This window comes from Vibrio sp. MMG023 (assembly GCF_021654215.1).
GTDB classification, from domain to species: domain Bacteria; phylum Pseudomonadota; class Gammaproteobacteria; order Enterobacterales; family Vibrionaceae; genus Vibrio; species Vibrio jasicida.
This window is the reverse complement of sequence record NZ_JAKFZP010000003.1, coordinates 344,723-368,953: the sequence shown is the minus strand read 5'-3', so window position 1 is coordinate 368,953 and position 24,231 is coordinate 344,723. Positions and strand designations below refer to the sequence as shown.

Genomic DNA, 24,231 nt, shown 5'->3' with positions numbered 1-24,231 from the left:
CTGAATACCATCCCAATACACGCTAGGATATATCTGAATGTAGAGGAGAAACGCATGGAATACACCGCAGTTTATGAGCCAGATACCGAATCCTGTGGTGTTTTGGACTTGCAGCTACTCACACGCTACCTTGAGCCCAGTATAAATGTAGAAACGTTACTTGAAGGCAGTGGTATTACTGCTCTCGAACTTTATGCGCCGGACACGCATATTACCCTTGCTCAGAAACTGACCATTTTTAGTAACGCAATTGCTCATTCAGGAGAACCGGGGCTTGGCCTAAAAGTGGGACAACAAGCTCGATTTAGTGACTTTGGCGTACTTGGGTATGCCGTTTTCAGCAGTAGCACCCTACTCGATGCTTTGATGATGGGCTTTAAGTATCTTCGGCTGGCAGGACCCGTTTTAAAGAAAAAAATGTGGGTGGAAGATAATTCGGGCTACTTTCGTGCAGAGCAACTTATCGATCTACAATCACTACTGCCATTTTGTTGTGAATATTGGTTCGCGGCCATTCAAAGCTTGTGTGAGGAGGTAATGCAGAAGCCTTTCCCTTCGAAGGTGATCCGCTTCCCCTATCCTGAACCAGAACACAGCGAACTTTACAAACAAGTGTTCCATTGCGAAATTGAATTCAATAGTGATCGTTTAGAATGGCAGTTTGATGCCACCAGCTTATATGAGCCGCTACCTGCAGCAAATACAATGACGCTACAAATGTGCTTGAAGTCTTGCGATGAAATGTTGGCAAAAGTGAGTGGCGGTGCCAGTTTAAAAGAGAAGATCACACAAATGTTCGTCGAAAGGCCGGGGAGCTATCCGTCGATAGAGCAACTGTCCAGTGAATTAGGCATGTCTTCAAGAACGCTACGACGCCACCTTAAATCGGAAGAGACCAGCTATCAGCAAATTCTCGACCATGTTCGGTTCCACTTAGCGCGTCACTATCTCGCATCGACACAAATGAGCGTTGAAGAGATCTCCGAACGTATTGGCTTTTCAGACAGCGCAAACTTCCGCTGCGCCTTTCGTAAATGGAGCGGGGACTCACCAAGACAATATCGACGACAAGCGCCTCAGTTGTAAGCTTGTTGTTCATCAGAACAGAAACAAAAACGCCCGCATTCATTGCGGGCGTTTTATTAGATTCGGAGTTTAGGATTCAAACTCTTCAATCATCTCTTGCGCTTCGGTCTTAGGTTTGTCTGTTTGACCAAAGCCACGTAAACCAACCACGTGTACGTGTTCGTGATCTTTAAACACCTTACGCACCAGTTTGTAGGTCGTCCCTTTCTCTGGGCTGATGTTTTCTGGTGCTGCGATAAGAAGCTGCATATCCAGACGGTCACACAATTCAAACAACGTCGCGATCGATTTTGTATCCAGACGCGCTGCTTCATCCAAGAAGAGCAAACGACAAGGTACAATGTCTTTGCTGCGCAAACGGCGTGATTCTTCTTCCCAGCTCTGAACAACCATCAGTAGGATTGACTGACCAGTACCGATCGCCTCACCTGTTGATAGCGCGCCAGATTCCGCTTGCAACCAGCCATCTGTACCACGGTTCACTTCTACACTTAGCTCTAGGTAGTTACGGTAATCCAACAACTCTTCACCCAAAACCTGAGGAGAACGTTGACCCATATCGATGTGTGGGTTCACGCGTTGGAATAGTTTCGCCATTGCTTCAGAGAAGGTAAAGCGAGTCGATTCAAACAGATCTTTATGCTGCTCTTGTTGTGTCGCTAGACCGTTAAGTAGCACTTCGTGACTTTCGCGGATCTTCACGTTTAGACGTACGCCTTTTACCTGACCGAACGAGATGTTCGACAAGCCTTGGTTTAGCATACGGATACGGTTTTGCTCACGCTGAATCGTCTTCTTGATGATGCTTGCTACTGACTCAGAGCTGATCGCTAGGCGGTTTTCACGTTGCGTTAGCTCTTCCGTTAGACGTGCCAACTCTACTTCCATCTCTTCGATCGCTTCGACTGGATCATCAGTACGGATGATATCTTGACGAATACGCTCACGAAGATGTTGGTAAACCGCGATGTAGAACAGAACCTTACGCTCTGGACGTGCATTGTCTTCTGATAGACGCAGCGCATCACGAAGATCATCGTTGTTCGCAACCGCTAGACGTAGCGCACCCAATGATTTATCCGACATTGAACGCAGTTCATCCGCTGACATGTAAGCCAGTTCACGTTTGTGTAGACGACGCTCAACATCGTTCTCACGCGCTAGGCGAAGTACTGAGCACCAGCCTGCTTTCGCGGCAACCACGAACGTACGCAGCTCAACGTATTCTTTCTGAACTTTCTTCAGACGTTTCGCCAAACCCTTCATTTCTAGCTCAGTAGAAGTAATGGTACGTTCGTATTCACTCTTACGGCTACGAGACGTATGCAGACGCTCATGCAGCTCGTCACGACGACGCATTGCACGTTCTTCTGAACCTTCGTCTGCGTTAACACCAAACTCTTGCAACTCTTGTTTGAACTCTTGAACCGTCTCAAGCTTCGCTTGGTGCGAACTCTTCAGAGAAGCCAATACTTGGTTGTATTGGTTCATTTGGCCTTGCGATTGCTTCAACTCTTCACGAGAGCGAGTACGCATTTGTTCAGCTTGAACCAGTTTTGCTTTTAGCTGTTCGCTCAACTCGCTGCTTTTGTTCAGTAGGTCTACTGAATCTGAATAAGCGAAGTAGTGGCGACGCTCAACGAGATCTGAGAGTGCAAAGATTTGCTTCTTAAGATCTTGTAGCTGTTCATCTGCCGCTTTGTATTCTGCTTCTAGCGCATCGAATTGCTCTGGATCGGCATCTAGGGCAACCGCCACTTTTTCCAGTTCCGCCACCGCTTTCGCGTGGTTGGTTAGGAACGCTTTTGCTTCTGAAAGCTGGGCGATTTTCTCTTCCAACTCATCAAAGCGTGCTTGCAGCGACTCGTCTTCAATCAACGCCATGTTTGGTGCTAGCTTGTCTAGAGAAGACAACGCTTGCTTGCTGGTTTGAAGCTGAGAACGTTGTTGTTGCTCTTTCGCATCCAGATCAGCCAGTACGCGAGCGATTTGGTTACGCTTGTCGCGAATGGTTGCCAGCGTTTGCTCTGGGTCAGCTTCGAATGCTACTTGAATGTGGCTTGCCACAAACTGGTTGAACGCTTGGAACAGACGCTGCATTTTTTGCGAATCGAATGCTGCTTTCGCGTGCTTCTCAACCACTTCTTCACGTTCATTGCGTAGTAGCTCTAAACGTTGCTCACGTGCTGCACGGCCAAACAGAGGGATTTCAGGCAAGCGAGAGTAACGCATTTGACGGTCGTTCATGCGAACACAAACCGCGCCTTCTAGCTCTTCTGCGTCGAATGAGCTGTCATCAAAGGCATCGATGTCACCTTCAATGATGTACAAGTCTTCTGGACAGTCGTCTAGCTCTACCAGTTTTTCTTCGATACCAGATAGATCAGAAACGACGATAGCGTGACGAGCCGGACCGTACATCGCACTGAAGTAAGGCGCGTCATCAATCGTGATGTCATCGTAGATCTCAGACAGCAATACACCGCCTAGTGTATCTGCCAAACCTTTCAGACGAGGGTCGTTTGAGCCACCAGGAGAAGCAAGACGCTCAATCTCAGTGTCAAGTTGGCTGCGACGCTCTGCCAGTTTGTCTTTCGCCAGAGAAAGGGTTTTCTCTTGCTCAAGCACCACTTGCATTTGGCTCATGACCGACTGGCTATCTTCTAGCTCAGCGCCACTTTGCTCACGCAGCTTTTCTAGTGCATCGTTCGCCGCAATCCATGTTGGTGCAATGGCTTCTAGCTTGTTGATTTCCGCTGCTGCATCTTGCTCTAGACGACGCTGTTCGCTGCGTTGTTCACGCACGTCTTCCTGCGTCATTTCTAACGAGTCGATTTGCATCGCATGACGTTCACGCTCTTGTCCAAACGTGATTTCGTCAGTCAGTTCAACATGGAACTGCTTTTGGTATTCGTTGACTAGCTCACGCGTTTGACGTTGCTGGTTAAGGCTACGTTCAAGGTCACGGTGCTGTGCACGCCATTGTTGTTCGTTTTGCGCAACTTGCTGAGATTCACGCGCTTTCGCAATTGCGGTTTTCGCATGTTCAGACGCGTCTTTACGCTCAACTTGACCAACGACGCTTTGTACCAGTTTAAGCGCGGTTTCGAACTGCTCTGCTGCTGCAGAAGACATGTCCAGTTTGTGCTTAACCGATAGCAACGCGTTAGTGCTATCTGATTCTTTGCTCTTAAGCTCAGAGACAAGCGCTTGCGCCGATTCTGCCGTTAGGCTGTCATCGCCAAGTAGTTGCTTCGCTTTTTCCAGCGCTTGAACCGCTTGTTGGTATTGAAGGGCGCGAGTTTGCTGAACGTCGAGTGCTTGTTGGTAGTCCGCCAGTTGCGTCTTAAGGCTGTCCACCTCTTCTTCCGCAACGGTTGCTTGTTCTTCTACCATCATCACGCGTTCTTGCGCTTCTTCCACGACCATCATCTGTTCTTCAAGACGCTCACTCAGCTCTTCAAGATCTTCTTGGTAGCGTTCGATCTTCTCTTGCTGACGCAGTGCGTTTTGCACCAGTTGCAAGTGGTCAGAAGCCGCTTGGTAATCTTGCTCTAAAGCCGATTCCGACTCGCTCAGTAGCTCTAGCTCTTCTTGAACGCGGTTAAGCAGGTTGTTTTGCTCAACGAGAGTTTCACGAGAACCGAACAGCTCTGAACGCAATGACAGCGTTTTATCCAGCTTATTGCGACGATCGTTCGCGTGACGCATGTAGTCCGCGGCCACGTAGTTAGTCGACTCTGTGATCAAGTGTTTGAACAAGTCTCGGTCTGCTTGCGTGGTTTTGATCGCTTCTAGCGTCATGCGGTTTTCACGCAGTGCTGATTCCATATCTTGGAACGCTTTCTTCACGCCGCCGTTTTGTGGCAGAAGGTAGTCACGTAGCGAGCGTGTAATCGCACTTGAGATACCACCGTAAAGCGATGCTTCGATCAGGCGGTAGAATTTAGAGCGGTCACCAGAGTTACGCAGTTTCTTCGGAATCACACCGAATTCAAACATTTGCGCGTGGTAATCCACAATAGAAGAGAACGCTTTGAATTGAACACCCTCAAACTCGGCGATCGATTCTTTTACTTCGTTGATTTGACGAACACGAGCTTGAGTCGCAGATACGCTTTCAACCAAGATATCCGTTGGTTTCACATGGCTTGGAAGACCTTGGATAACAAACGGTTTGATGTCTACTTTTTTATCACGACCCGCAACTTGCTGCAGTTTTACTGCAAACAATAGACGTTGGTTACGTGAGTTCACCACGTCCAGCGCCGCATAACACGCGCCCGGTTGTAGCTTACCGTACAAACCTTTGTCGCGAGACGACTGGCTGCTGCCTGCTTCTGTCGTGTTACGGAAGTGCAGTAGCGTTTGGTCAGGAATCAGTGCGGTGATGAATGCCGCCATAGTGGTTGATTTACCTGCACCATTACCACCTGATAGCGTGGTGACCAGACCATCGATGTCAAACGTACGGGCAAAGAAGCCGTTCCAGTTGACCATGGTCAGCGACTGGTATTTACCGCGTTCAATCATGCTCATGCTTCACCCTCTTCTTTAATTTCTTCTTGGGCTTGGTCGTCTTGTTCTTCTTCAGACAATAGGCTGCCTTGACTTGGTTCTTTAGTGTGCACTACTGCTTCACCATCACGGATCAGACGCAACTGTGCTTCACGCACATCATCGCCAACACGTACATCAGCACCAAAACGGAATACCGCTTCGCTGATGCTGAATTTACCCGTTTCACCGATGTTGATGATCATTCCTAGGCGGCGCAGACGACGAAGTGACGTACGTACTTTTTCAAACAGCTTTTCTTTATCAAGGTCAGAACCGGTTGCACGGTTCGTCACTAGCTTCATCAGCTTGTTTTCATCTGCTAGTGCAAGCAGTTCGTCGTATAACTCTTGGTTAGTGAAGATGCCTTCGTGCGCAAGACGCTCCGGGCTTAGGTAAAGGAAACACAGTACCTTACCCACCAGCATATCCAGCTCGGAAAGGACACTACGACCAATCAAAGAAGTAGAACGTGGGCGAAGGTAGAAGAAACCTTCTGGCGCTTTCACCAATTCGGTGTTGTAACGCTGGTAAAAAGAAGAAAGCTCAAGTTCAAAATCCGACAACAACGCGTGGTTGTCTAGATCTTCACTTGAAACATGGCGCCCTGCTCGAAGCATGCTGTCTAGCGCTGGGAACAGAGGGTTAGAAATTGCTTTTGCCAGATTATCTGACATGTATTCATTAGTATCGGTCGATGACATTCGCTTGTACCTTTGCCCCAAATTCGTTGATTGCTTTCCAGTCTGGCTGAATGGCTTGATAGTCGGATTCTGAATAACCCAGACGAACCGCCTGATCAACGACAATGCGAGCTAAATCAAAGTGATGAGTGTATGGGTGCTGTGCAAGGTAATCTCGCAGAACCACGCTCAAGTCGATTGGTGTGCCTTGATCTTTATGCGCTTTCAGCATGTCACCAATTCGCTCTGCCAACTCATCATTGACTTGTTGAAACTCTTCGTATTCCACTTCCATCGGAACTTGGCCAGTGACTTCGTCATCACGCAGTACCAAAGCTTCGTCACGAAGGTCAGAAAGCCTTTCCGCATCTGCATAAGTCAGATACCAAGGCATATCGAAGTAATCTTTCATGGATTGACGCAAACGCGAGCTAAATGCACGGTTCTTATCCATATCGATAGCGGTACGGATGAACTTGTGCACGTGTCGGTCATAACCAATCCAAAGGTCGATCGCTTGCTGGCCCCAGCTGGTAATTCGGTCTAGCTTCATTTGCAGACCAAACAACGCTTCATCGATGAATTCAAGTTCAGGGTCACCGTAGACGATCTCTTGGATATCTAGGATCTGAGTTTGCAGTTCATCACTGGCAGCTTGCAGCGTATCTTGAAGTTCACGCAACGTGCTGGAGGTTTCTGACAGTAGCGCTTCACAGTTGTTGATCGCTTCACGCCAGTCTTTGTTAAGCAGGTCTGCAATCTGTTGTTTCACAGACTGTTGCTGCTCATCCATCACACGTTGGTTAAGGTCGATTTGATCGAAGATTTCGCCTACAGAATATTTCAAAATCCCGTAAACGTTTTTCTTCCAGTGGCCCGGAGTGCCACCTTTTTGTGCTGCTTCAATCGCTTTTGCCATTTCATCCGCTACCATCGATAGCTGAATAGAAAGACGCAGTTTCGAGAACTCGCGATGACGCACGTAGTAGTCGGTGATTCCTATCGCTAATGGCGACAAGCGGTAAATGCTCGCTCCGTCAGTAATCTCACTGACAAAACGGCTCATAAGACGCTGCTTAACCATCTCGTTGATGGCATTATTCGCGCGGAAAGCCGAAGCTTCACCCGTCTCATCAAATAGTCGAGTGACGATGGCAAATGCGTCGTGCAATTCACCTTCACCCAATTCTTCATCGAACCTTTCATTACTTAGTACGGCGATGGCAATCAAAAACGCCAGTCGCTCAGTGGTCAGGTTCAACGAGAAATCGTGCTGCTTAACCCAGCCAACCAACTCATCGATTGGTTGCTCTGCAGCATTGAGAGTCATCTCACTCATCGTTATTCCTGTTTATCGTTCTTCTTAGCCCACACGTGGATATAGCGGCCTAATGAGAGGTATGGCTCTTGTCGACAAAGTTGTTTTTCTAGCGCCAACACATCTTCAAACTCGTAATCGCCCATGTATTCCATATTACCTATGTAATCACTAAAGGAACGAATACCAGATTTACCACAAATACTAAAACCAGAATCTTCTATCCATTGATAGACCTCTTCGGGTTTTAGGCCTTTTTGTGGCTGTAGTTTAAATCTTTTCCGATGAGGCATGCCGTCTAAAATATGAGGAATGTTGCCACAAACCACATTTTTATAGACTAAGCCGTGGTGGTTATAGAACATAACCGATGCAATGCCCCCCGGCTTGACCTGCTCCAATACCGTTTCGAGTGCCGTTTTTGGATCAACGAGCCACTCCATCACAGCATGGAACATGACAAGATCCACCTGCGCGTCCATATGCTCGCCAATGGATTGGACAGGTGAATGAATCAGGCGATACTGCTCAAGCAAACCGTTTTTTTCAATATCCTGTTTCGCTAGTTGCAGCATTTCCGAAGATAGATCACATAAAGCGACGTGATGTCCGAGCTTAGCAAGCTTTTGCGACAATTGTGCTAAGCCACCTCCGGCATCAAGTACTTGGAGGGCTTGATGGTCGGCGTCTAATTCACTTAGAATCTGTAGAAAATCTTCCCACACAATGATTTGGCGGATCTCCCCTTTATCGGAGCCGTAAATATTTTTTGCAAATTTGTGGGCGATATCGTCGAAATTGCGGTCTTCTGTCACTTCTGCTGAGTTATCATAACGGATTGTGCCGCTATTCTGGCACAAGGAAAGCAGGAATAAAGAGGGTTATCCTCATTTTTATTATCAATTGATGTTTTTTCGGACTATTTATGTATGTTTGAGCTGAAAAAAGTAATGTCAGCCTTGCTGATGCCATTACCAGCATTGCTACTGATAGGCTTGTTAGGTCTTGCTCTCATCAGTTTTACCACTAAACGTAAAACTGGCTGCTTTGTTGTTCTTTTCTCTTTTGTTGGCATCTTCCTTGTTGCCTTCCAACCCGTTTCAACCAAGCTTCTTATGCCTCTAGAACGCGAGTACAAAGCGTTTTTGCCGGTTTCTGGCACTGTGGACTACGTTATGGTTCTTGGTAATGGACACGTGGTAGATGATGAAATACCACCAACGTCTCAACTGAGCCGTACCGCTTTAATGCGTTTAACTGAGGGTATTCGTATTTTGCGTATGTACCCAGGTGCGAAGTTAATCCTTTCCGGTTACGCAGGTGGCTCTGAAATCAGCCATGCTCGTATGATGGCAAACGTAGCGCTTTCCCTAGGTGTCGCAAAATCCGATATTATTTTATTAGAGGATGCCAAAGATACTTGGGAAGAAGCACGCCAAGCTGCCGCATTTGTTAAGCAGAAAGACATTGTTTTAGTGACTTCAGCCAGTCACATGAAGCGTGCTCTTTATGAATTCAACGCAGCGGGCATTAAGCCAATCCCAGCCCCAACGAACTTCATGGCGATTGATGATATCGAACAACCTTGGCAAAAGTACGCGCCAAAAGCTCGCTACTTAGAGCAAACTGAGCTGTATTGGCATGAATACCTTGGAGGGTTATGGCAAAAACTGCGTGATAACGTAGGTCAAACACCGATGGTTGAAGTTGAAGATCCTGAAGTGGCGCAGCCATAGATGGCTTACCAATCGCAGATGAAGTCCATCATCGCTAAATTGCAGAATTGCAGACACAAAAAAGGAGAGCCTATGCTCTCCTTTTTCTTTGTCGCTATGAATTAGTCACCCGCGAACATGTAGCCTTCACCATGAACCGTCACAAAGATTTGTGGGTTCTTCGGATCAAACTCCATCTTAGCGCGCATGCGTCGAATCAATACATCAATAGTACGATCGTTTGGCGCATCCACTCGGTGGCTGATCATATTCAAAATACGTTCGCGGCTTAATACCTGATTTGGGTACGATGAGAGTGCGACCAAAAGCTCATATTCAGCTTTGGTTAGTTTCACGGGCTCACCATTACGGCTAAGAGCACGACGTTGAATATCAAACGTCCACTCACCGAAACGTACAATGTGTTCTTCATTAGTGTCGTTCGCGATTTTTTGTGAACCATTGCGAGCTGCAGAAATGCGCCACAACAGGTTCTTAACGCGAACCAATAATTCCCTTAATTCAAAAGGCTTTGTCACATAATCGTCTGCACCCATTTCTAGGCCAACGATTTTGTCAATGCTATCCGTGCGTCCTGTCACTAATATGATGCCGATATCTGATTGGCTGCGTAATTCACGCGTAAGCATAAGACCGTCTTCACCGGGCAGGTTAATATCCAGCATGATAAGGTCCACATCACCACCTTGAAGCACTTCGCGCATTTCTGCACCGCTTTCTGCTTCACTGACTTTGTAGCCTTCATTTTGGAAGTAGCCCGCAAGCTTACTACGAGTTACAACATCATCTTCTACGACTAATACGTGATAGCTCATTTACACCACTTTCTGTCTTTTTTATTTTCCAAGACGTATTCTATTCATAACTAGTAACATTTCTAGTCATAGATACATTAAAAAGCAAGATTTTGCGATTTTATTGATTCAAAGCAAGCTTATTTACAGCCATTCATAAACCGGCACATTTTCCCATAATGGATAACAATTATAGTTACTGCTATTCATCTTAATTGTTTACACTTAGGGGATAACCATTCAGGAGCAAAAAAATGCAAGAAGTGAAAGCTTTTAACGAGAAACGCGCAGAAATCTATTGGTGGTTTTCTAGCCTGTTCGCAAAAGAACTGACAGAGAAAGAACTAGAAAGCTACCACAGTGTTGAAATTCGAAGCTTTTTGGCTGGCCTTGGTGAAAATGAGTCATTAAAACCAGCTGTGGATACCCTTGTTGATGCACTTAACCGCCTACAGGATCGTGAAGACGCGCAACTTGAATTGGCTGCAGACTTTTGCGAGCTTTTCCTGAAAACAGAAAAGCACGGTGCACTGCCTTACGCATCTATGTACATCGGTGAATCTGGTCTTTTAAATGACAAGCCAGCAGAAGAGATGGAAAAACTGATGGCCGATTTTGGTGTTCAGGTTGATGAGAACCTGAAAGAGCCAGCGGATCACTTAGCGGTTGAACTAGACTTCTTAGGTAACATGATCATTCGTTCTAACGAATTAGAACAAGACAAACACATGGAAGAAGCGTTCGAGAAACAGAACGACTTAATCCAAAAGCATCTTATGTCTTGGTTGCCACAGTTTGCTGCGAAATGTAAGCAATTCGACGAATTTGGTTTCTATGTAAGCGTTGCGCAACTATTAATTGCATTTTGTAAACTGGACAGCACCTACCTTCTTGGTGAATAATTGCCGCCAATTTCAGGGAGCTCGCAAGCGGGCTCCCTATTTTATTCGTTAATTTTTAATCTAGCACATAGAAGCCCTTTCCATTTAGCAGTTAAAATGTGACCTCAATAGCGCAAAACACCTGCTGAAAATATTGCTAGTGTGCCCACATCAGTCTAAAATGTGAGCGCAAACGATTAAATACGACTTATATGTAAACCGCTGAAATATGGCGGTTTTTGTGTTTTATTAACAAGATTGCTGAACAATTCCTCACTTATATAAGTAAGGAACATGAGATTCAGCAACAAATGTTGCTACAAACCTTTTTATACCGATTTCGGAACAACCGCTGCCTAATTAATTGAACCTTAAACTTCAGATATGGTTCAATTCGCGCAACATACTAAGCGTAAGGTTGTATTCACTACGGTATTCAGTAGCTCGATACAGGACATCATTTATGGCCACTATAAAAGACGTTGCTCGCTTAGCCGGCGTTTCTACCACAACAGTTTCGCACGTAATCAACAAAACGCGTTTTGTTGCTGAAGCAACCCAAGAAAAAGTAATGAAAGCGGTTGATGAACTAAATTACGCGCCAAGTGCAGTTGCACGTAGCTTGAAGTGTAACTCAACTCGCACTATCGGTATGTTGGTAACGCAATCGACTAACCTTTTCTTCTCAGAAGTTATCGACGGCGTTGAGAGCTATTGTTACCGTCAAGGTTACACGCTGATCCTATGTAATACTGGCGGTATCTACGAAAAGCAACGTGACTACATTCGCATGCTAGCGGAGAAACGTGTAGATGGCATTTTAGTGATGTGTTCTGACTTAACGGAAGAGCTAAAAGAGATGCTTGACCGTCATTCAGATATCCCGAAAGTGGTGATGGACTGGGGTCCAGAGAGTTCGCAAGCTGACAAGATCATTGATAACTCTGAAGAAGGTGGCTACATCGCAACAAAATATCTGATCGACAATGGTCACACTGATATTGCTTGTTTGAGCGGTCACTTCGAAAAAGCCGCGTGCCAAGAACGCATTGCAGGTTACCGCCGCGCAATGGCAGAAGCAAACTTAGCAGTAAATGAAGATTGGGTACTTGAAGGTAACTTTGAGTGTGATACTGCCGTACTTGCTGCTGACAACATCACAGCAATGGACAAACGCCCGACTGCCGTTTTCTGTTTTAACGATACCATGGCGCTTGGTTTGATGAGTCGCTTGCAGCAAAACGGCATCAAAGTACCAGAAGATATCTCTGTCATTGGTTACGACAACATCGAGCTAGCAGAGTACTTCTCGCCACCGCTAACGACTATCCACCAGCCAAAACGTCGTGTTGGTAAGAATGCCTTTGAAATTTTGCTAGAACGCATCAAAGACAAAGAACATGAAAAACGCATTTTCGAAATGCAGCCAGAAATTGTTGTTCGCAACACAGTTAAGAAACTGAACTAAGCGGCACCGAAGTTTTATAAAGCGCTCGTAAGGGCGCTTTTTTATTGCCTAAAAATAACATTCCAAAAACATTTCAGAATATAAATACCTCCCCTAATTTAGATAAGTTGCTGTTTTAATTGGGCGTAGTCCATTTCCTACGTCAACCTTTTGTATGACAAGGGACCGTTCCCAAATATGAAACCAAACACATCAAAAAATCACTATTAACTGAACCAAGATCACACTTTCATGTTTGAAACGTGATGTTAATTCAATATACGAAGTATTCTCAAAGTGTCACGCACAGGGCAAACCATTCGAAAGGGTGGGACGCAAAGCCTCCGGCCTGAACCATCTTATTAGATGGAAGGTAGCGGGGTTACCGATGGCAAATATGCATTAAGTGAGTTTACCCTTTAATGACATTGTGTCTGCATGCATTTGCTAATCTCTCGGACCTGATTTTTGGTGGCGTAATATTAATTACACCGAGATAACACATCATGGATAAACCGATACTCAAAGACTCAATGAAGCTGTTTGAGGCACTTGGTACTATCAAGTCGCGCTCAATGTTTGGTGGCTTCGGGCTTTTCGCCGATGAAACGATGTTCGCACTAGTTGTAAACAATCAACTTCATATTCGAGCAGACCAACAAACTTCATCTGACTTCGAGACTCAAGGACTAAAACCGTACGTCTACAAGAAACGTGGTTTCCCAGTGGTCACGAAATACTATGCTATTTCTGATGATCTATGGGATTCAACGGATCGCTTGATTGATGTTGCAAAGCAATCTCTTGAGACTGCTAAGCAAGAAAAAAAACAGCAAGCGAGCACCAAGCCTAATCGATTGAAAGACCTTCCAAATCTACGCCTAGCAACTGAACGTATGTTGAAGAAAGCAGGCATTGACTCTGTCGAGCAATTAGAAGAAGAAGGTGCCTTAAGCGCATACAAAGCAATCCAAGATACGCATGCCTCTACGGTAAGCCTTGAGTTGTTGTGGGCGTTAGAAGGTGCAATCAACGGCACCCATTGGAGCGTCGTCCCTCAGTCTCGCCGAGAAGAACTGATGAGCGCATTGTCTTAACGCGCACTATCAGCATGACATTGAGTAAAAACCGCAGTTTTCATACTGCGGTTTTTTTTTGAAATTTTTTCTTCTCTTATTCTGTCTTATTATTTAAGAAGCCAAATGGAGTAATTACGATGAATAAGAAACTGATTTTAGGACTGATCCTGCTCGCAACCATCCTCTTTTTAGGAGTGAATTTTGGCCAGTATCTCACCTTAGAAAATGCCAAAGCACAACAAGCAGCACTAAATACGTTCATTGACCAAAACTTTGTGTTTGCTGCGGCGACCTACTTCTTGGCTTACATCGCAATCACCGCTTTCTCAATTCCAGGAGCCGCCGTTGTTACCCTGCTCGGCGCCGCCCTATTTGGTTTTTGGACCAGTTTATTATTGGTGTCTTTTGCTAGCACCATCGGCGCAACAATTGCTTTCTTAAGCAGCCGCTACTTATTACGTGAATGGGTACAAAGTAAATTTGGTAATAAGTTAAATGCCATTAACCAAGGTGTAGAAAAAGACGGAGCGTTTTATTTGTTTTCACTGCGTTTGATCCCAGTATTCCCATTTTTCTTGATTAACCTCTTAATGGGGTTAACACCGATGTCTATCAGCCGCTTCTATTTAACAAGCCAAATCGGCATGCTGCCAGGTACTGCCGTTTACTTAAATGCGGGCACTCAACTAGCCACTATCGACAGTCTTTCAGGAATTGTGTCACCAACCGTATTAGCATCATTTGCTCTGCTTGGTTTGTTCCCTATTATCGCTAAATGGGTTATGAATAAGGTCCGCCCTGCTCAAGTTCAAAATGGAAATGCCTAATGAAAATCTTCATCGCTAAAAACCCTGCGGAAGCTCATATCGTTTGTGAGCTCCTCAAAACCGAACAGATTCACTGTGAAGTAAGAGGCGAAGGTATGTTTGGGTTGAAGGGAGAGTTGCCCTTCAGCGATGATACAGACCCGTATGTTTGGCTTTTACATCCGGAACAGCAGTTGAAGGCGTCTGCGATTGTCGAAGACTATCGACAACAAACAGAGCTTACTTACCAAGACTGGCAATGCCCGCAATGTGCAGAGAAGAATGAGGGACAGTTTGGTGCTTGTTGGCAATGTGGATATCAAATAGGGGAGCTATGATGGCTCCCCTACCTTTTTAGATCGGTTCTCAAATCTATTAAGCCGCTAGACTTTGCTGCTTAATAAACTCAATAGAGTGTTGATTGAAATCTTCTGGACGTTCTACGTTGCACACGTGGCCACAATTTGGAATTTCACGTAATGAGCTTAGCTTATGCACTGCAACCATTTCTTTTACTGGCTTAATGAACATGTAGTCTCTATCCCCCATTAGGTACAGCGTCGGAATAGGCAACTCTTTATCTTTAAAATACTTCATTAACGGATTTACATCCGCCGCCAGTGTGAACCAACGCTTAAACTCTTTTTGGCATAACTTCTTTGCTTCACGAATAAACAAGTGACGAGATTCGCGTTGATTTTTTTGTGGCATCACGATGTAAGCAAAGAGCTTATACAACCACATATAAGGGAGGATGTGCTTTCCAAGATTACCGAGTTTAACTAAGATCTGAGAGCGAGTGTTTAAGCGCGTTACCGCCCCACCAAGCACCATAGAACTCACACGCTCTGTTGCCATTTCGGCAAGGTTACGCACAATAATTGTACCCAAAGACATACCAACAAAGTGTGCGGATTGGATCTTCAAATGATCCAGAACCTTTAAAATGTCCTGTGTCACCTCAGTAAAGGTATAACGACTTGTCATCAGTTCTTTGATCAACTGGTTTGACTTGCCGTGTCCACGGAGATCGATTAAGACCAAATTAAAGTGCTCTTTATAGGCCTTTAATTGTTTAAACCATATTGAAGAACTGCCACCAGCACCATGCACGAAAACGACCCACTCATTGCTGGTAGGGTGTAAATAGGTTTTATGGAATAGAAGTGGCTGAGTCATTTATCAGTTTGAAAAGCATTCTGTATGAAAAAGTGTGGGTAAATCCTACCACACTCCATAAGAGCAAAGTAATAAAGGCACCTAATTCGGTGCCTTTCGTTACACTTTTTAAAGATTTTGCGTCAATTTAACGCAGCCCTATACAGTTGCAAATACTCTTCTGCAGCTTTTCGCCAACAAAAGTCTTTTTGCATAGCATGAAGTTGTACACGTCTCACTTCTGTCACATTTTGTGCGTAAAGAAGAAGTGCTCTCAACATTGTCAGCAATAGACCTTGCGGTGTTGGCTCATAGAAAACGAAGCCCGTTGCATCAGCTGGATCCACATCGTAGTCATTCACGCTGTCTTTCAAGCCACCTACCCCACGAACGATTGGCAAAGTGCCATAGGCCATGCTGTAGATTTGGTTCAAACCACACGGCTCAAATTCAGAAGGCATTAAGAAGAAATCCGAGCCTGCCTCAACCAAATGTGCTAGCTCGTTATCGTAAGCCTCTACAAAAACAAACTTACTCGCAAATTGTGCGGCTACGTCTCTTAACTGTGCAGCAAGAACAGGATCACCAGTGCCAACAACGACGAGTTGAACATTATGCTTAAGGAAATCAGCTAATGCAGGCAGCAGGTAATGCACACCTTTCTGTTGCGTTAGACGACACACCATACCGAACATGGCGTTGTCTGATTCTTCAATCCCCAGCCTTTGCTGTAGCGCTTTTTTACATGCATTTTTGCCACGGACCATGCTTTGACGGTTCGCTTTGTAATTTAACGGAAGATTAGAATCGGTTTCAGGGTTCCATGTTCCGTAATCGCAACCATTTAAAATCCCAACAAGATCACCTGCGCGTTGCTGGAATTCCCACGCCATACCATGGCTGCCAAGTTCTGTTTTAAGCTCTTCAGCGTAGGTGGGGCTTACCGCATTGATTTTATCCGCGTTCATCACCCCTGCTTTGAGCATCGTGATGTGCGTTGCGCTTACCGCGGCATCAGGAACATTTCGACTGTGAAATTCAGGTAAACACTGGACGTCATCGTAGCTAAATACCCCTTTAAAGACTGCGTTGTGAATGGAAATTACACTGCGAGTCTTGGCAAAAAATGCTTCATTGCCATAACGATGTTTAAGCAAAAATGGGACTAAAGCAGTATGCCAATCGTTGGCATGCACAATATCTGGTTGAAAACCAAGTTTTGGCAACATATCTAGACACGCTGCACTAAAAAACGCGAAGCGCTCACCGTTATCCGTGTAAGCTTGGTTATTTTCAGCGTACATTGACGGACGATTGAAATACGGAGGGCAATCAATCAAATAGACCGGATTATCACCAAGGTTTAGCTTCAACACTTTGTATGCCGTATACGGCCAGTGCGCTAACTCGGTATCTAATTCCAACTCGGCTTCCGCTAGTCGCTCGATAGCGGTGTAAGCTGGAATTGTAATTCGTACATCCTGCTGAAGGTTTTGAAGGGCTTCTGGCAGTGCCTTGGCTACATCAGCCAAGCCACCACTCTTTATCAGTCCTTCGACTTCAGACGCTACAAACAGTACAGACAAATTGTTAGTAGCCAACTCTTGCTCCTTTTGGAATCACAACAATGCCATCTTCTGACACGTGGTAGTGCTTTTTATCTTCTTGTAGATTTACACCAATTTGCGTACCAGGTGCAATGTCGGCATCCTTGTCTACAATCACGCGACGAAGTACACATCCTTCACCGACCTTAACATCACCAAGTAAAATACTTTGGCTGATGTCACACGCAGAAGCGATGTTGCTGCGGAAACCCAGTACCGATTTTTCAATTCTTGAGCCTCGCACGTAACTCCCGTTACATACTAAGCTGTCGATGATTTGAACTCGGCCATTAACTGAGTCGGTAAACGTTGCAGGCGGCAATGGTGGGTAGTAAGTGTGCAGTGGCCATTTGCGGTTGTAGAGAGAAAACGGGGCGTCTTTTTCCAACAAATCCATATGAGCTTGCCAGTACGCGTCAATAGTACCGACATCACGCCAGTAAACTTCTTCTTTTTCACCAGTAATACGGTTTGTGCTGAAGTCATAAACAAACACGTCGCCACGTGGGAACATCTTAGGAATGATGTCTTTACCAAAGTCGTGTGAAGACGCTTCATTATCCGCATCTTCAATCAGCTCAGAAAATAGCGCTTGGGCTTCAAATACGTAGTTGCCCATGGAAACGAGTGCATGTTCTGGATCGCCCGGGATTGATTTAGGTTGTGCTGGTTTCTCTTCAAAACCGATCATACGACCTTCGGCATCCACTTCAATAACACCAAATTGCGATGCTTCACACAAAGGCATACGTAATGCTGAAACGGTCAACGATGCCTCTTTTTCTTTGTGGAAGTTCAACATCTGTTTGATGTCCATTTTATAGATGTGATCAGAACCAAAAATACAAACTTGGTCAGGCTCAGCAAGCTCCATAAAACGTAGGTTTTGATAGATAGCATCCGCCGTACCTTCATACCAACGCTTACCCGTACGCATTTGTGCTGGGATTGGGTCGATGAATCGATCGGTAATACCGTTGATGTTCCAACCCTTCTTCATATGATGGAACAAAGATTGAGACTTAAATTGAGTGAGGACATAAATGCGCATCAGATCCGCATTCACGAAGTTGTTCAAAGCGAAATCAATAAGTCGGTAACTTCCGCCGAAAGGGACCGAAGGTTTACTGCGGGATTCCGTTAAAGGTCTCAGACGAGAGCCTTCACCGCCAGCAAGAATCATTCCCAAAACACCAGCCATTCGTTGTTCTCCATATATAGTTATAGCTTGGAATTAGTGTTCGTTTGAGGTGAGCAGGACTCGGGGAGTCAAGCGAACACGTTAGTACATCCATACCGATGGGCTTCTCTGAGCTCTCGCGGTATAAACAAAAAAAGCTATTGCACATCCTCTATGCAGGCACCTTATTTATTTTTTATTCTCAGCACCAAATAGCAGCATACAGTTGCATTATTTGTGTAATAAGTTATCGAACTGGAACTAAATTACAATTTTAAATACGCCATTCTGTGTGACATACAGATGTTACTTACTCAAGACGATATCTTGATCACACAACGGGACGCAAACGATTACATTGTGAAAACAATTTACAAACCGATTGACTACACAAGTGCAGTTTTGCGACAGGATACGATGAAACTATGACCGGAAGATGAAAATAAAAATGCAGGGAGTTGAAGTGAGTCGTATTGATATAACTTATAAAACAACAGGAATTTACGAAAAAAATAAGGCAGCGAATTCGCTGCCTTATTTCATTTGAACCATTAATTATGCTTTGGCTTTTTTACGTTTGTCGGTGATTTCCCATTTACCGTCAATGTAAAGTGCAGTCCAGCCACTTGGTTTGCCATCGTCTTCCGTTCGCACATAGTTCTCTTTGCTCTTACGGCTAAATCGAACCACTGTCGGACGACCATCAGGGTCAGCAACTGGCGCAGTCGTTAGGTACTTGAACTTCTCAGGCAAACGCTCTTCAAAGCGTGCTAGTTCTGACACTAACGGTGCACGAGTCTCACGCGATTTAGGGAAGTTACTTGCTGCCATGAATAAGCCAGAAGCACCATCACGCAAAACAAAGTACGCATCCGAGTTTTCGCATGGCAGTTCAGGGAAATGAACTGGGTCTTCTTTCGGTGGCGCAACTTCGCCATTTTTCAGAATCTTACGAGTGTTCTTACACGTTTCACTCGTACAATCCATGTATTTACCGAAACGACCGTTCTTAAGCACCATGTCAGAGCCACACTTGTCACACTCGACAACTGGGCCATCGTAGCCTTTCACCTTAAACTCGCCGTGTTCAACGATGTAGCCTTCACAGTTCGGGTTATTACCACAAACATGCATCTTGCGCTTATCGTCGATTAGATACGCATCCATCGCTGTTTCACAGATAGGACAACGCTTTTTAGCACGCAGTGCCGCTGTTTCAACGTCCTCTTCAAGAACATTGATGATGCCGTCTTCATCACCCAAGTTGATCGTTGTCTTACAACGTTCTTTCGGTGGCAATGCATAACCAGAACAACCAAGGAATACACCCGTTGAAGCGGTACGAATACCCATTGGACGGCTACATGTCGGACACTCAATATCTGTCATCACAATGTGATTCAGCTTCATGCCACCTTCAGTTTCGTCTTGCTCTGCTTGTTCTAGGTCACCAGTAAAGTCAGTGAAAAAGTTATCAAGAACCGATTTCCACTTCACCTCACCTTCTGCGATTTGGTCAAGCTTTTGCTCCATACGTGCAGTGAAGTCATAGTTCATTAGATCGTTGAAGCTATCATCTAGGCGGTCTGTCACGATCTCACCCATCTTCTCTGCGTAGAAGCGGCGTTGTTCAACTTTTACGTAACCACGATCTTGAATCGTAGAAATGATTGATGCGTAGGTTGAAGGTCGGCCAATGCCACGTTTCTCTAACTCTTTAACGAGAGCTGCTTCAGTAAAGCGCGCAGGTGGCTTTGTGAAGTGTTGTTTCGGGTCAAGAGACTCAAGGTTCAGCTTATCACCCAATTGGACCGCAGGAAGAATCGTGTCTTCATTTTTGCCCATTGGACGCTGAACACGAGTCCAACCATCGAACTTCAGAATGCGGCCTTTCGCTTTTAGCGTGTATTCCGCTGCTTTTACGCTGATGGTCGTCGAATCGTATTCTGCTGGTGTCATTTGACAGGCAACGAATTGGTTCCAGATCAACGAGTACAGTTTATGCGCATCTGCATCAACACCTTGTAGGTCTTCTGCTTTCACCGCAACATCGGAAGGACGAATCGCTTCGTGCGCTTCTTGTGCACCTTCTTTGCTGCCATAAGTTAATGGTTTAGCTGGAAGGTATTTGTCACCAAATTCTGAACCGATAAATCCACGAACCGCATCCACCGCCTCTGAACTCAGGTTTGTCGAGTCGGTACGCATATAAGTGATGTAACCCGCTTCATACAAACGCTGAGCGAGCATCATGGTTTTCTTCACACCGTAGCCAAGACGTGTACTTGCCGCTTGCTGTAATGTCGACGTAATGTAAGGCGCAGACGGTTTGCTCTTCGTCGGGCGGTCTTCACGCTTACACACTTCGTAGCTTGCGTTTTCAAGTACAGACATTGCAGCTTTAGTTTCCGCCTCATTCACAGGCTTAAATGCAGTGCCTTCTTTTTGCGCCACGAGCAACTTAAATGCTGTCTTATCTTTTGTATGAGTGTTTGCGTGAATATCCCAGAACTCTTCTGGAATAAATGCGTTAATCTCGCGCTCACGTTCAACCAATAGCTTAACAGCCACTGACTGCACTCGGCCCGCAGACAAACCACGCGCCACTTTCTTCCATAGCAATGGAGAAACCATGAAACCGACTACGCGGTCCATGAAACGACGTGCTTGCTGCGCGTTCACGCCATCCATATTCAACTCACCAGGAGTCTGGAAAGCTTGTTGGATAGCATTCTTTGTAATCTCGTTAAAAACTACACGTTTGTATCGCTCTTCATCGCCACCGATGATCTCACGAAGGTGCCATGCGATAGCTTCCCCTTCGCGGTCCAAATCGGTTGCGAGATAGACGTGATCAGCATCTTTGGCTAGTTTTTGCAGTTCACTAACGACTTTTTCTTTACCCGGAAGGATTTGATAGTTCGCTTCCCAGTCATGATATGGGTTAATCCCCATTTTCTTGATCAGAGCTTTACGGTCTTTTTCTTTTTTGACACGCGCTTTTTCTTCCGGGCTCATTCCTTTCGTAGAAATTGCCGCGGCTTTTTTCTCACCAGTGCTTTGACCGGCCGTAGGCAGATCACGCACGTGACCAACACTAGACTTAACAATAAAGTCTTTACCAAGGTATTTGTTTATCGTCTTAGCCTTGGCTGGTGACTCCACTATAACGAGCGATTTACCCATAACTGACTCTAACGTCCTTCATAATAATGCGGGTGAAAACTCCAAAAAGAGCCTACCCGCATAATGTTCTATTTCATTGCTTCTTTTTTACTATTGTGCGAGATGAAAAGAAGATCAACTGCTTTTTTGAAATTCAGATCCGATTGGTTGACAATTCATCGCCTTTATACTTTAACAAGGCAGGGTTCTGCAAAAGGTCTTGAGCGGCATATACTAAGCAGGCAAAGTTTCTGCCCGCTAGTCGAATTCAATAAATTTTGTCTCTCATCACAAAATATTTTTTCTTTCGCTATCAGAACGTAACCTTAGATCATGACAGCGAAATAAGCATCATTAGCAGATGAGAATGCTTTGCGGTTTTTCTTCTATATTAATGTGTGCTTTGTAGCAAACACGTAATCACAAATTTACCTCTGCAAAGCCACGGCAATTGTAGGTATACTGCGGCCAATTAAGTTTCATTGAATGACGAGAACGCTATGTCTGATAGAAAACACATTGAAAGATTCGACCTCCTGTTGATCGCAAACCAAATCATCCAAGAGCACGAGGATTTTATCGAAGGAATGCGTGCCACAAGCGTAGAAGAAAAAGAGGATGTTTTGGTGTTTAAAGGTGAGTATTTCCTAGACGATAAAGGCCTACCGACGCCCAAAACCACTGCGGTATTCAATATGTTTAAATACCTAGCGCATCATCTTTCAAAAGAGTTCACACTAAGTAAATAAGCTTTTGAAATTTCATCAAAAAAGCCAGAGTATCCACTCTGGCTTTTTCTTTCAATAAGTGAGTTAACAACTCAGTGCTTTCAACTTATCAAAGTAGTCAGGGAATGTCTTTGACGTACACTTAGGATCGTTAATCGTCACAGGTGTATCGCTTAGCGCCACCAGAGAAAAACACATCGCCATACGGTGATCATCGTAGGTGTCAATCGCCGCATGCGTAAGCTGTGGTACAGGCTTAACGATGATGTAATCCTCACCCTCTTCCACTTCTGCACCGACTTTACGAAGTTCAGTTGCCATTGCAGATAGACGGTCAGTTTCTTTTACGCGCCAGTTGTACACGTTACGAATCGCGGTTGTACCTTCAGCGAATAATGCAGTCGTTGCGATTGTCATTGCTGCATCTGGGATATGATTGTAGTCCATATCGATGCCTTTCAATTGACCAACACGAGAAATGACGTAGTCTTCACCCCACTCGATTTCAGCACCCATTTTCTCCAGTGCGTCAGCGAATTGGATATCGCCTTGAATGCTGTTTTTACCAATGCCAGTGACTTTGACCTCACCACCTTTTATCGCTGCTGCAGCCAAGAAATAAGAAGCCGATGATGCATCACCTTCTACCAAAAAGTCACCCGGCGCAATGTATTGCTGACCAGCAGGAATAACAAACTCTTGGTAGTCGTTATTGATCACTTCTACACCAAACTGCTTCATGATATGCAGCGTGATATCGATGTAAGGCTTTGAAACCAATTCGCCTTCAATATTGATGCGAATTTCGCTCTCAGCCAAAGGCGCTGACATTAAAAATGCTGTTAAAAATTGGCTAGAAATCGAACCATCAATCGATACAGAACCAGATTTGAGACCAGTGCCGACGATTTTCAGTGGTGGGTAGTTTTCGTTTTCTAGGTAAGTAATGTCTGCACCAGCCGTTTGAAGGGCTGTCACTAGGTGACCGATCGGACGCTCTTTCATACGAGGTTCACCAGTCAGAACATACTCACCATGTCCAAGACACAATGCTGCGGCAAGCGGGCGCATCGCTGTCCCCGCGTTACCAAGAAATAGCTCTACTGGTTCAGAAACTGAAAATGGACGACCAAGACCTTCTACAACACATTCTGTTTTGTCTTCAGACAGTTGGTACTGCACACCAAGCTTAGTCAGTGCATTCAACATATGGCGAATGTCATCGCTATCTAGAAGGTTGGTCAAACGAGTCGTGCCTTTTGCAAGGGCAGCGAGAAGCAGAGCTCGGTTAGAAACGCTTTTCGATCCAGGAAGATTCACTTCCCCTTGAATTTTGTTGATAGGTTGTAACGTTAGGCTTTCCATTGAAAGTAGATAATCCTTTGTGCCCTCTTTCGATTTTATTAGAGAGCTAAACAATTCTTCGTGAATTCAGACTAACGAAAAAACCAACACAAAACCAGAGTAAATCCATGCTAATTTTTGAATAATTAGTCAGCTCAAAAATTAGTATGCTAACGTCAGCTTAATAAGCGATATCGACCCTTACACCGTCGTCAAAATATAGGATTCGCACATCGTCACCACGGTTAAACAACATACTATTGTCCACGTCTTGAATCACATTAATTAGCTTGTTGCCGTCTACCTTGACCAGTAATTCAACCAATTTATATTCAACCGTATATTCGTAGTTATTACGGTTTTTGACCACGGCCGCACCTGCCAACGCGCCAACTGCGGTTGCGACTTCTTTACCTGTACCACCACCAAACTGGTTACCAACTAAGCCACCAATGGTCGCACCGAGTAGTGTTTCCCAACCGTTGCTTTGCGACTGTTTAACTTCTTGTTGAGTAATGTATCGCACAGAATCAACCTTGCCATACACCACTTGATTCACTGGTTTTGCGACATTTCTTTCATAAGCTGCATTGGCGAAAAATGGTAAAAACAGTATGATCCATGCCCATCGTTTTGCGCTAAGTATTGCTCTGCTCATATTT

19 protein-coding genes and 1 riboswitch are annotated in these 24,231 nt (G+C 45.0%); of the genes, 8 read left to right on the top strand and 11 right to left on the bottom strand.

Features of this window, described 5'->3' with window-relative positions:
• Positions 1–54 precede the first annotated feature (54 nt).
• Positions 55–1,086, top strand: a complete 1,032-nt coding sequence (locus L1076_RS11335) for an AraC family transcriptional regulator (protein ID WP_237303622.1) — start codon at positions 55–57, stop codon at positions 1,084–1,086.
• A 69-nt stretch (positions 1,087–1,155) separates the two neighbouring features.
• Here the strand turns inward: L1076_RS11335 and mukB are convergent, their stop codons facing one another.
• From mukB to cmoM, 4 genes are read right to left on the bottom strand one after another with little or no spacing between them, the layout of a single operon-like run.
• Complete coding sequence (gene mukB / locus L1076_RS11330; RefSeq protein ID WP_237303770.1) at positions 1,156–5,619, bottom strand: chromosome partition protein MukB; 4,464 nt, start codon at positions 5,617–5,619, stop codon at positions 1,156–1,158.
• Between the two features lie 2 nt (positions 5,620–5,621).
• Positions 5,622–6,347 carry a chromosome partition protein MukE gene (gene mukE, locus L1076_RS11325; protein ID WP_038866775.1) on the bottom strand — a complete coding sequence of 242 codons (726 nt, stop codon included), beginning with the start codon at positions 6,345–6,347 and terminating at the stop codon, positions 5,622–5,624.
• The gene (gene mukF / locus L1076_RS11320) at positions 6,328–7,665 is read right to left on the bottom strand and encodes a chromosome partition protein MukF (RefSeq protein WP_038866773.1); all 1,338 of its coding nucleotides are present in this window, start codon (positions 7,663–7,665) and stop codon (positions 6,328–6,330) included. The genes mukE and mukF overlap by 20 nt, the downstream gene beginning before the upstream one ends.
• Positions 7,666–7,667: 2 nt before the next feature.
• Positions 7,668–8,459, bottom strand: a complete 792-nt coding sequence (gene cmoM / locus L1076_RS11315; protein ID WP_038867153.1) for a tRNA uridine 5-oxyacetic acid(34) methyltransferase CmoM — start codon at positions 8,457–8,459, stop codon at positions 7,668–7,670.
• A 114-nt stretch (positions 8,460–8,573) separates the two neighbouring features.
• On the opposite strand from cmoM, the gene elyC reads away from it, so the two are divergent.
• Complete coding sequence (elyC, locus tag L1076_RS11310) at positions 8,574–9,380, top strand: envelope biogenesis factor ElyC (RefSeq protein WP_038866771.1); 807 nt, start codon at positions 8,574–8,576, stop codon at positions 9,378–9,380.
• 101 nt (positions 9,381–9,481) lie between these two features.
• Here elyC and torR read toward each other — a convergent pair whose 3' ends face one another.
• On the bottom strand, positions 9,482–10,195 hold the full coding sequence (torR, locus tag L1076_RS11305; RefSeq protein WP_038866769.1) for a two-component system response regulator TorR: 714 nt from the start codon (positions 10,193–10,195) through the stop codon (positions 9,482–9,484).
• Between the two features lie 233 nt (positions 10,196–10,428).
• On the opposite strand from torR, the gene torD reads away from it, so the two are divergent.
• The 5 genes from torD to L1076_RS11280 all read left to right on the top strand — a co-directional run bounded on the left by torD (position 10,429) and on the right by L1076_RS11280 (position 14,725).
• The gene (gene torD / locus L1076_RS11300; protein ID WP_039976227.1) at positions 10,429–11,076 is read left to right on the top strand and encodes a molecular chaperone TorD; all 648 of its coding nucleotides are present in this window, start codon (positions 10,429–10,431) and stop codon (positions 11,074–11,076) included.
• A 442-nt stretch (positions 11,077–11,518) separates the two neighbouring features.
• Positions 11,519–12,523, top strand: coding sequence for an HTH-type transcriptional repressor PurR (purR, locus tag L1076_RS11295; RefSeq protein ID WP_038866766.1), 1,005 nt, complete (start codon positions 11,519–11,521; stop codon positions 12,521–12,523).
• Between the two features lie 279 nt (positions 12,524–12,802).
• Positions 12,803–12,892: riboswitch (cyclic di-GMP riboswitch) on the top strand.
• A gap of 116 nt (positions 12,893–13,008) precedes the next feature.
• A complete protein-coding gene (locus tag L1076_RS11290) occupies positions 13,009–13,599 on the top strand; it encodes a TfoX/Sxy family DNA transformation protein (protein WP_038866763.1) in 591 nt (196 codons plus the stop codon).
• Positions 13,600–13,718: 119 nt separating this feature from the next.
• Positions 13,719–14,408, top strand: a complete 690-nt coding sequence (locus tag L1076_RS11285) for a TVP38/TMEM64 family protein (RefSeq protein ID WP_038866761.1) — start codon at positions 13,719–13,721, stop codon at positions 14,406–14,408.
• A complete protein-coding gene (locus tag L1076_RS11280) occupies positions 14,408–14,725 on the top strand; it encodes a DUF2007 domain-containing protein (protein ID WP_038866760.1) in 318 nt (105 codons plus the stop codon). Before L1076_RS11285 ends, L1076_RS11280 begins: the two co-directional genes overlap by 1 nt.
• 37 nt (positions 14,726–14,762) lie before the next feature.
• Here L1076_RS11280 and L1076_RS11275 read toward each other — a convergent pair whose 3' ends face one another.
• From L1076_RS11275 to topA, 4 genes are all read right to left on the bottom strand, one after another.
• A complete protein-coding gene (locus tag L1076_RS11275) occupies positions 14,763–15,566 on the bottom strand; it encodes an alpha/beta hydrolase (protein WP_038866759.1) in 804 nt (267 codons plus the stop codon).
• Between the two features lie 122 nt (positions 15,567–15,688).
• Positions 15,689–17,146, bottom strand: coding sequence for a glycogen synthase GlgA (glgA, locus tag L1076_RS11270; RefSeq protein WP_237303621.1), 1,458 nt, complete (start codon positions 17,144–17,146; stop codon positions 15,689–15,691).
• Complete coding sequence (glgC, locus tag L1076_RS11265; RefSeq protein WP_042602682.1) at positions 17,136–18,353, bottom strand: glucose-1-phosphate adenylyltransferase; 1,218 nt, start codon at positions 18,351–18,353, stop codon at positions 17,136–17,138. The genes glgA and glgC overlap by 11 nt, the downstream gene beginning before the upstream one ends.
• Positions 18,354–18,887: 534 nt before the next feature.
• Complete coding sequence (gene topA, locus L1076_RS11260; protein WP_038866755.1) at positions 18,888–21,518, bottom strand: type I DNA topoisomerase; 2,631 nt, start codon at positions 21,516–21,518, stop codon at positions 18,888–18,890.
• 479 nt (positions 21,519–21,997) lie between these two features.
• On the opposite strand from topA, the gene L1076_RS11255 reads away from it, so the two are divergent.
• Positions 21,998–22,246, top strand: coding sequence for a YciN family protein (locus L1076_RS11255; RefSeq protein WP_104038016.1), 249 nt, complete (start codon positions 21,998–22,000; stop codon positions 22,244–22,246).
• Positions 22,247–22,309: 63 nt separating this feature from the next.
• On the opposite strand, the gene aroA is transcribed toward L1076_RS11255, so the two are convergent.
• Both aroA and L1076_RS11245 read right to left on the bottom strand, forming a co-directional pair.
• Entirely contained in the window at positions 22,310–23,590 is a 1,281-nt protein-coding gene (gene aroA / locus L1076_RS11250) for a 3-phosphoshikimate 1-carboxyvinyltransferase (RefSeq protein ID WP_237303620.1), read from the bottom strand.
• A gap of 160 nt (positions 23,591–23,750) precedes the next feature.
• Complete coding sequence (locus tag L1076_RS11245; RefSeq protein ID WP_038866750.1) at positions 23,751–24,227, bottom strand: glycine zipper 2TM domain-containing protein; 477 nt, start codon at positions 24,225–24,227, stop codon at positions 23,751–23,753.
• Positions 24,228–24,231 lie beyond the last annotated feature (4 nt).

Bases quoted from the DNA above. Each gene is read 5' to 3' on its own strand.
- L1076_RS11255 (WP_104038016.1), top strand. From the start codon at position 21,998: ATGTCTGATAGAAAACACATTGAAAGATTCGACCTCCTGTTGATCGCA.
- L1076_RS11280 (WP_038866760.1), top strand. From the start codon at position 14,408: ATGAAAATCTTCATCGCTAAAAACCCTGCGGAAGCTCATATCGTTTGT.
- elyC (WP_038866771.1), top strand. From the start codon at position 8,574: ATGTTTGAGCTGAAAAAAGTAATGTCAGCCTTGCTGATGCCATTACCA.
- topA (WP_038866755.1), bottom strand. From the start codon at position 21,518: ATGGGTAAATCGCTCGTTATAGTGGAGTCACCAGCCAAGGCTAAGACG.
- torD (WP_039976227.1), top strand. From the start codon at position 10,429: ATGCAAGAAGTGAAAGCTTTTAACGAGAAACGCGCAGAAATCTATTGG.
- L1076_RS11275 (WP_038866759.1), bottom strand. From the start codon at position 15,566: ATGACTCAGCCACTTCTATTCCATAAAACCTATTTACACCCTACCAGC.
- torR (WP_038866769.1), bottom strand. From the start codon at position 10,195: ATGAGCTATCACGTATTAGTCGTAGAAGATGATGTTGTAACTCGTAGT.
- glgC (WP_042602682.1), bottom strand. From the start codon at position 18,353: ATGGCTGGTGTTTTGGGAATGATTCTTGCTGGCGGTGAAGGCTCTCGT.
- L1076_RS11285 (WP_038866761.1), top strand. From the start codon at position 13,719: ATGAATAAGAAACTGATTTTAGGACTGATCCTGCTCGCAACCATCCTC.
- mukE (WP_038866775.1), bottom strand. From the start codon at position 6,347: ATGTCATCGACCGATACTAATGAATACATGTCAGATAATCTGGCAAAA.
- L1076_RS11335 (WP_237303622.1), top strand. From the start codon at position 55: ATGGAATACACCGCAGTTTATGAGCCAGATACCGAATCCTGTGGTGTT.
- mukF (WP_038866773.1), bottom strand. From the start codon at position 7,665: ATGAGTGAGATGACTCTCAATGCTGCAGAGCAACCAATCGATGAGTTG.
- purR (WP_038866766.1), top strand. From the start codon at position 11,519: ATGGCCACTATAAAAGACGTTGCTCGCTTAGCCGGCGTTTCTACCACA.
- L1076_RS11290 (WP_038866763.1), top strand. From the start codon at position 13,009: ATGGATAAACCGATACTCAAAGACTCAATGAAGCTGTTTGAGGCACTT.
- aroA (WP_237303620.1), bottom strand. From the start codon at position 23,590: ATGGAAAGCCTAACGTTACAACCTATCAACAAAATTCAAGGGGAAGTG.
- L1076_RS11245 (WP_038866750.1), bottom strand. From the start codon at position 24,227: ATGAGCAGAGCAATACTTAGCGCAAAACGATGGGCATGGATCATACTG.
- mukB (WP_237303770.1), bottom strand. From the start codon at position 5,619: ATGATTGAACGCGGTAAATACCAGTCGCTGACCATGGTCAACTGGAAC.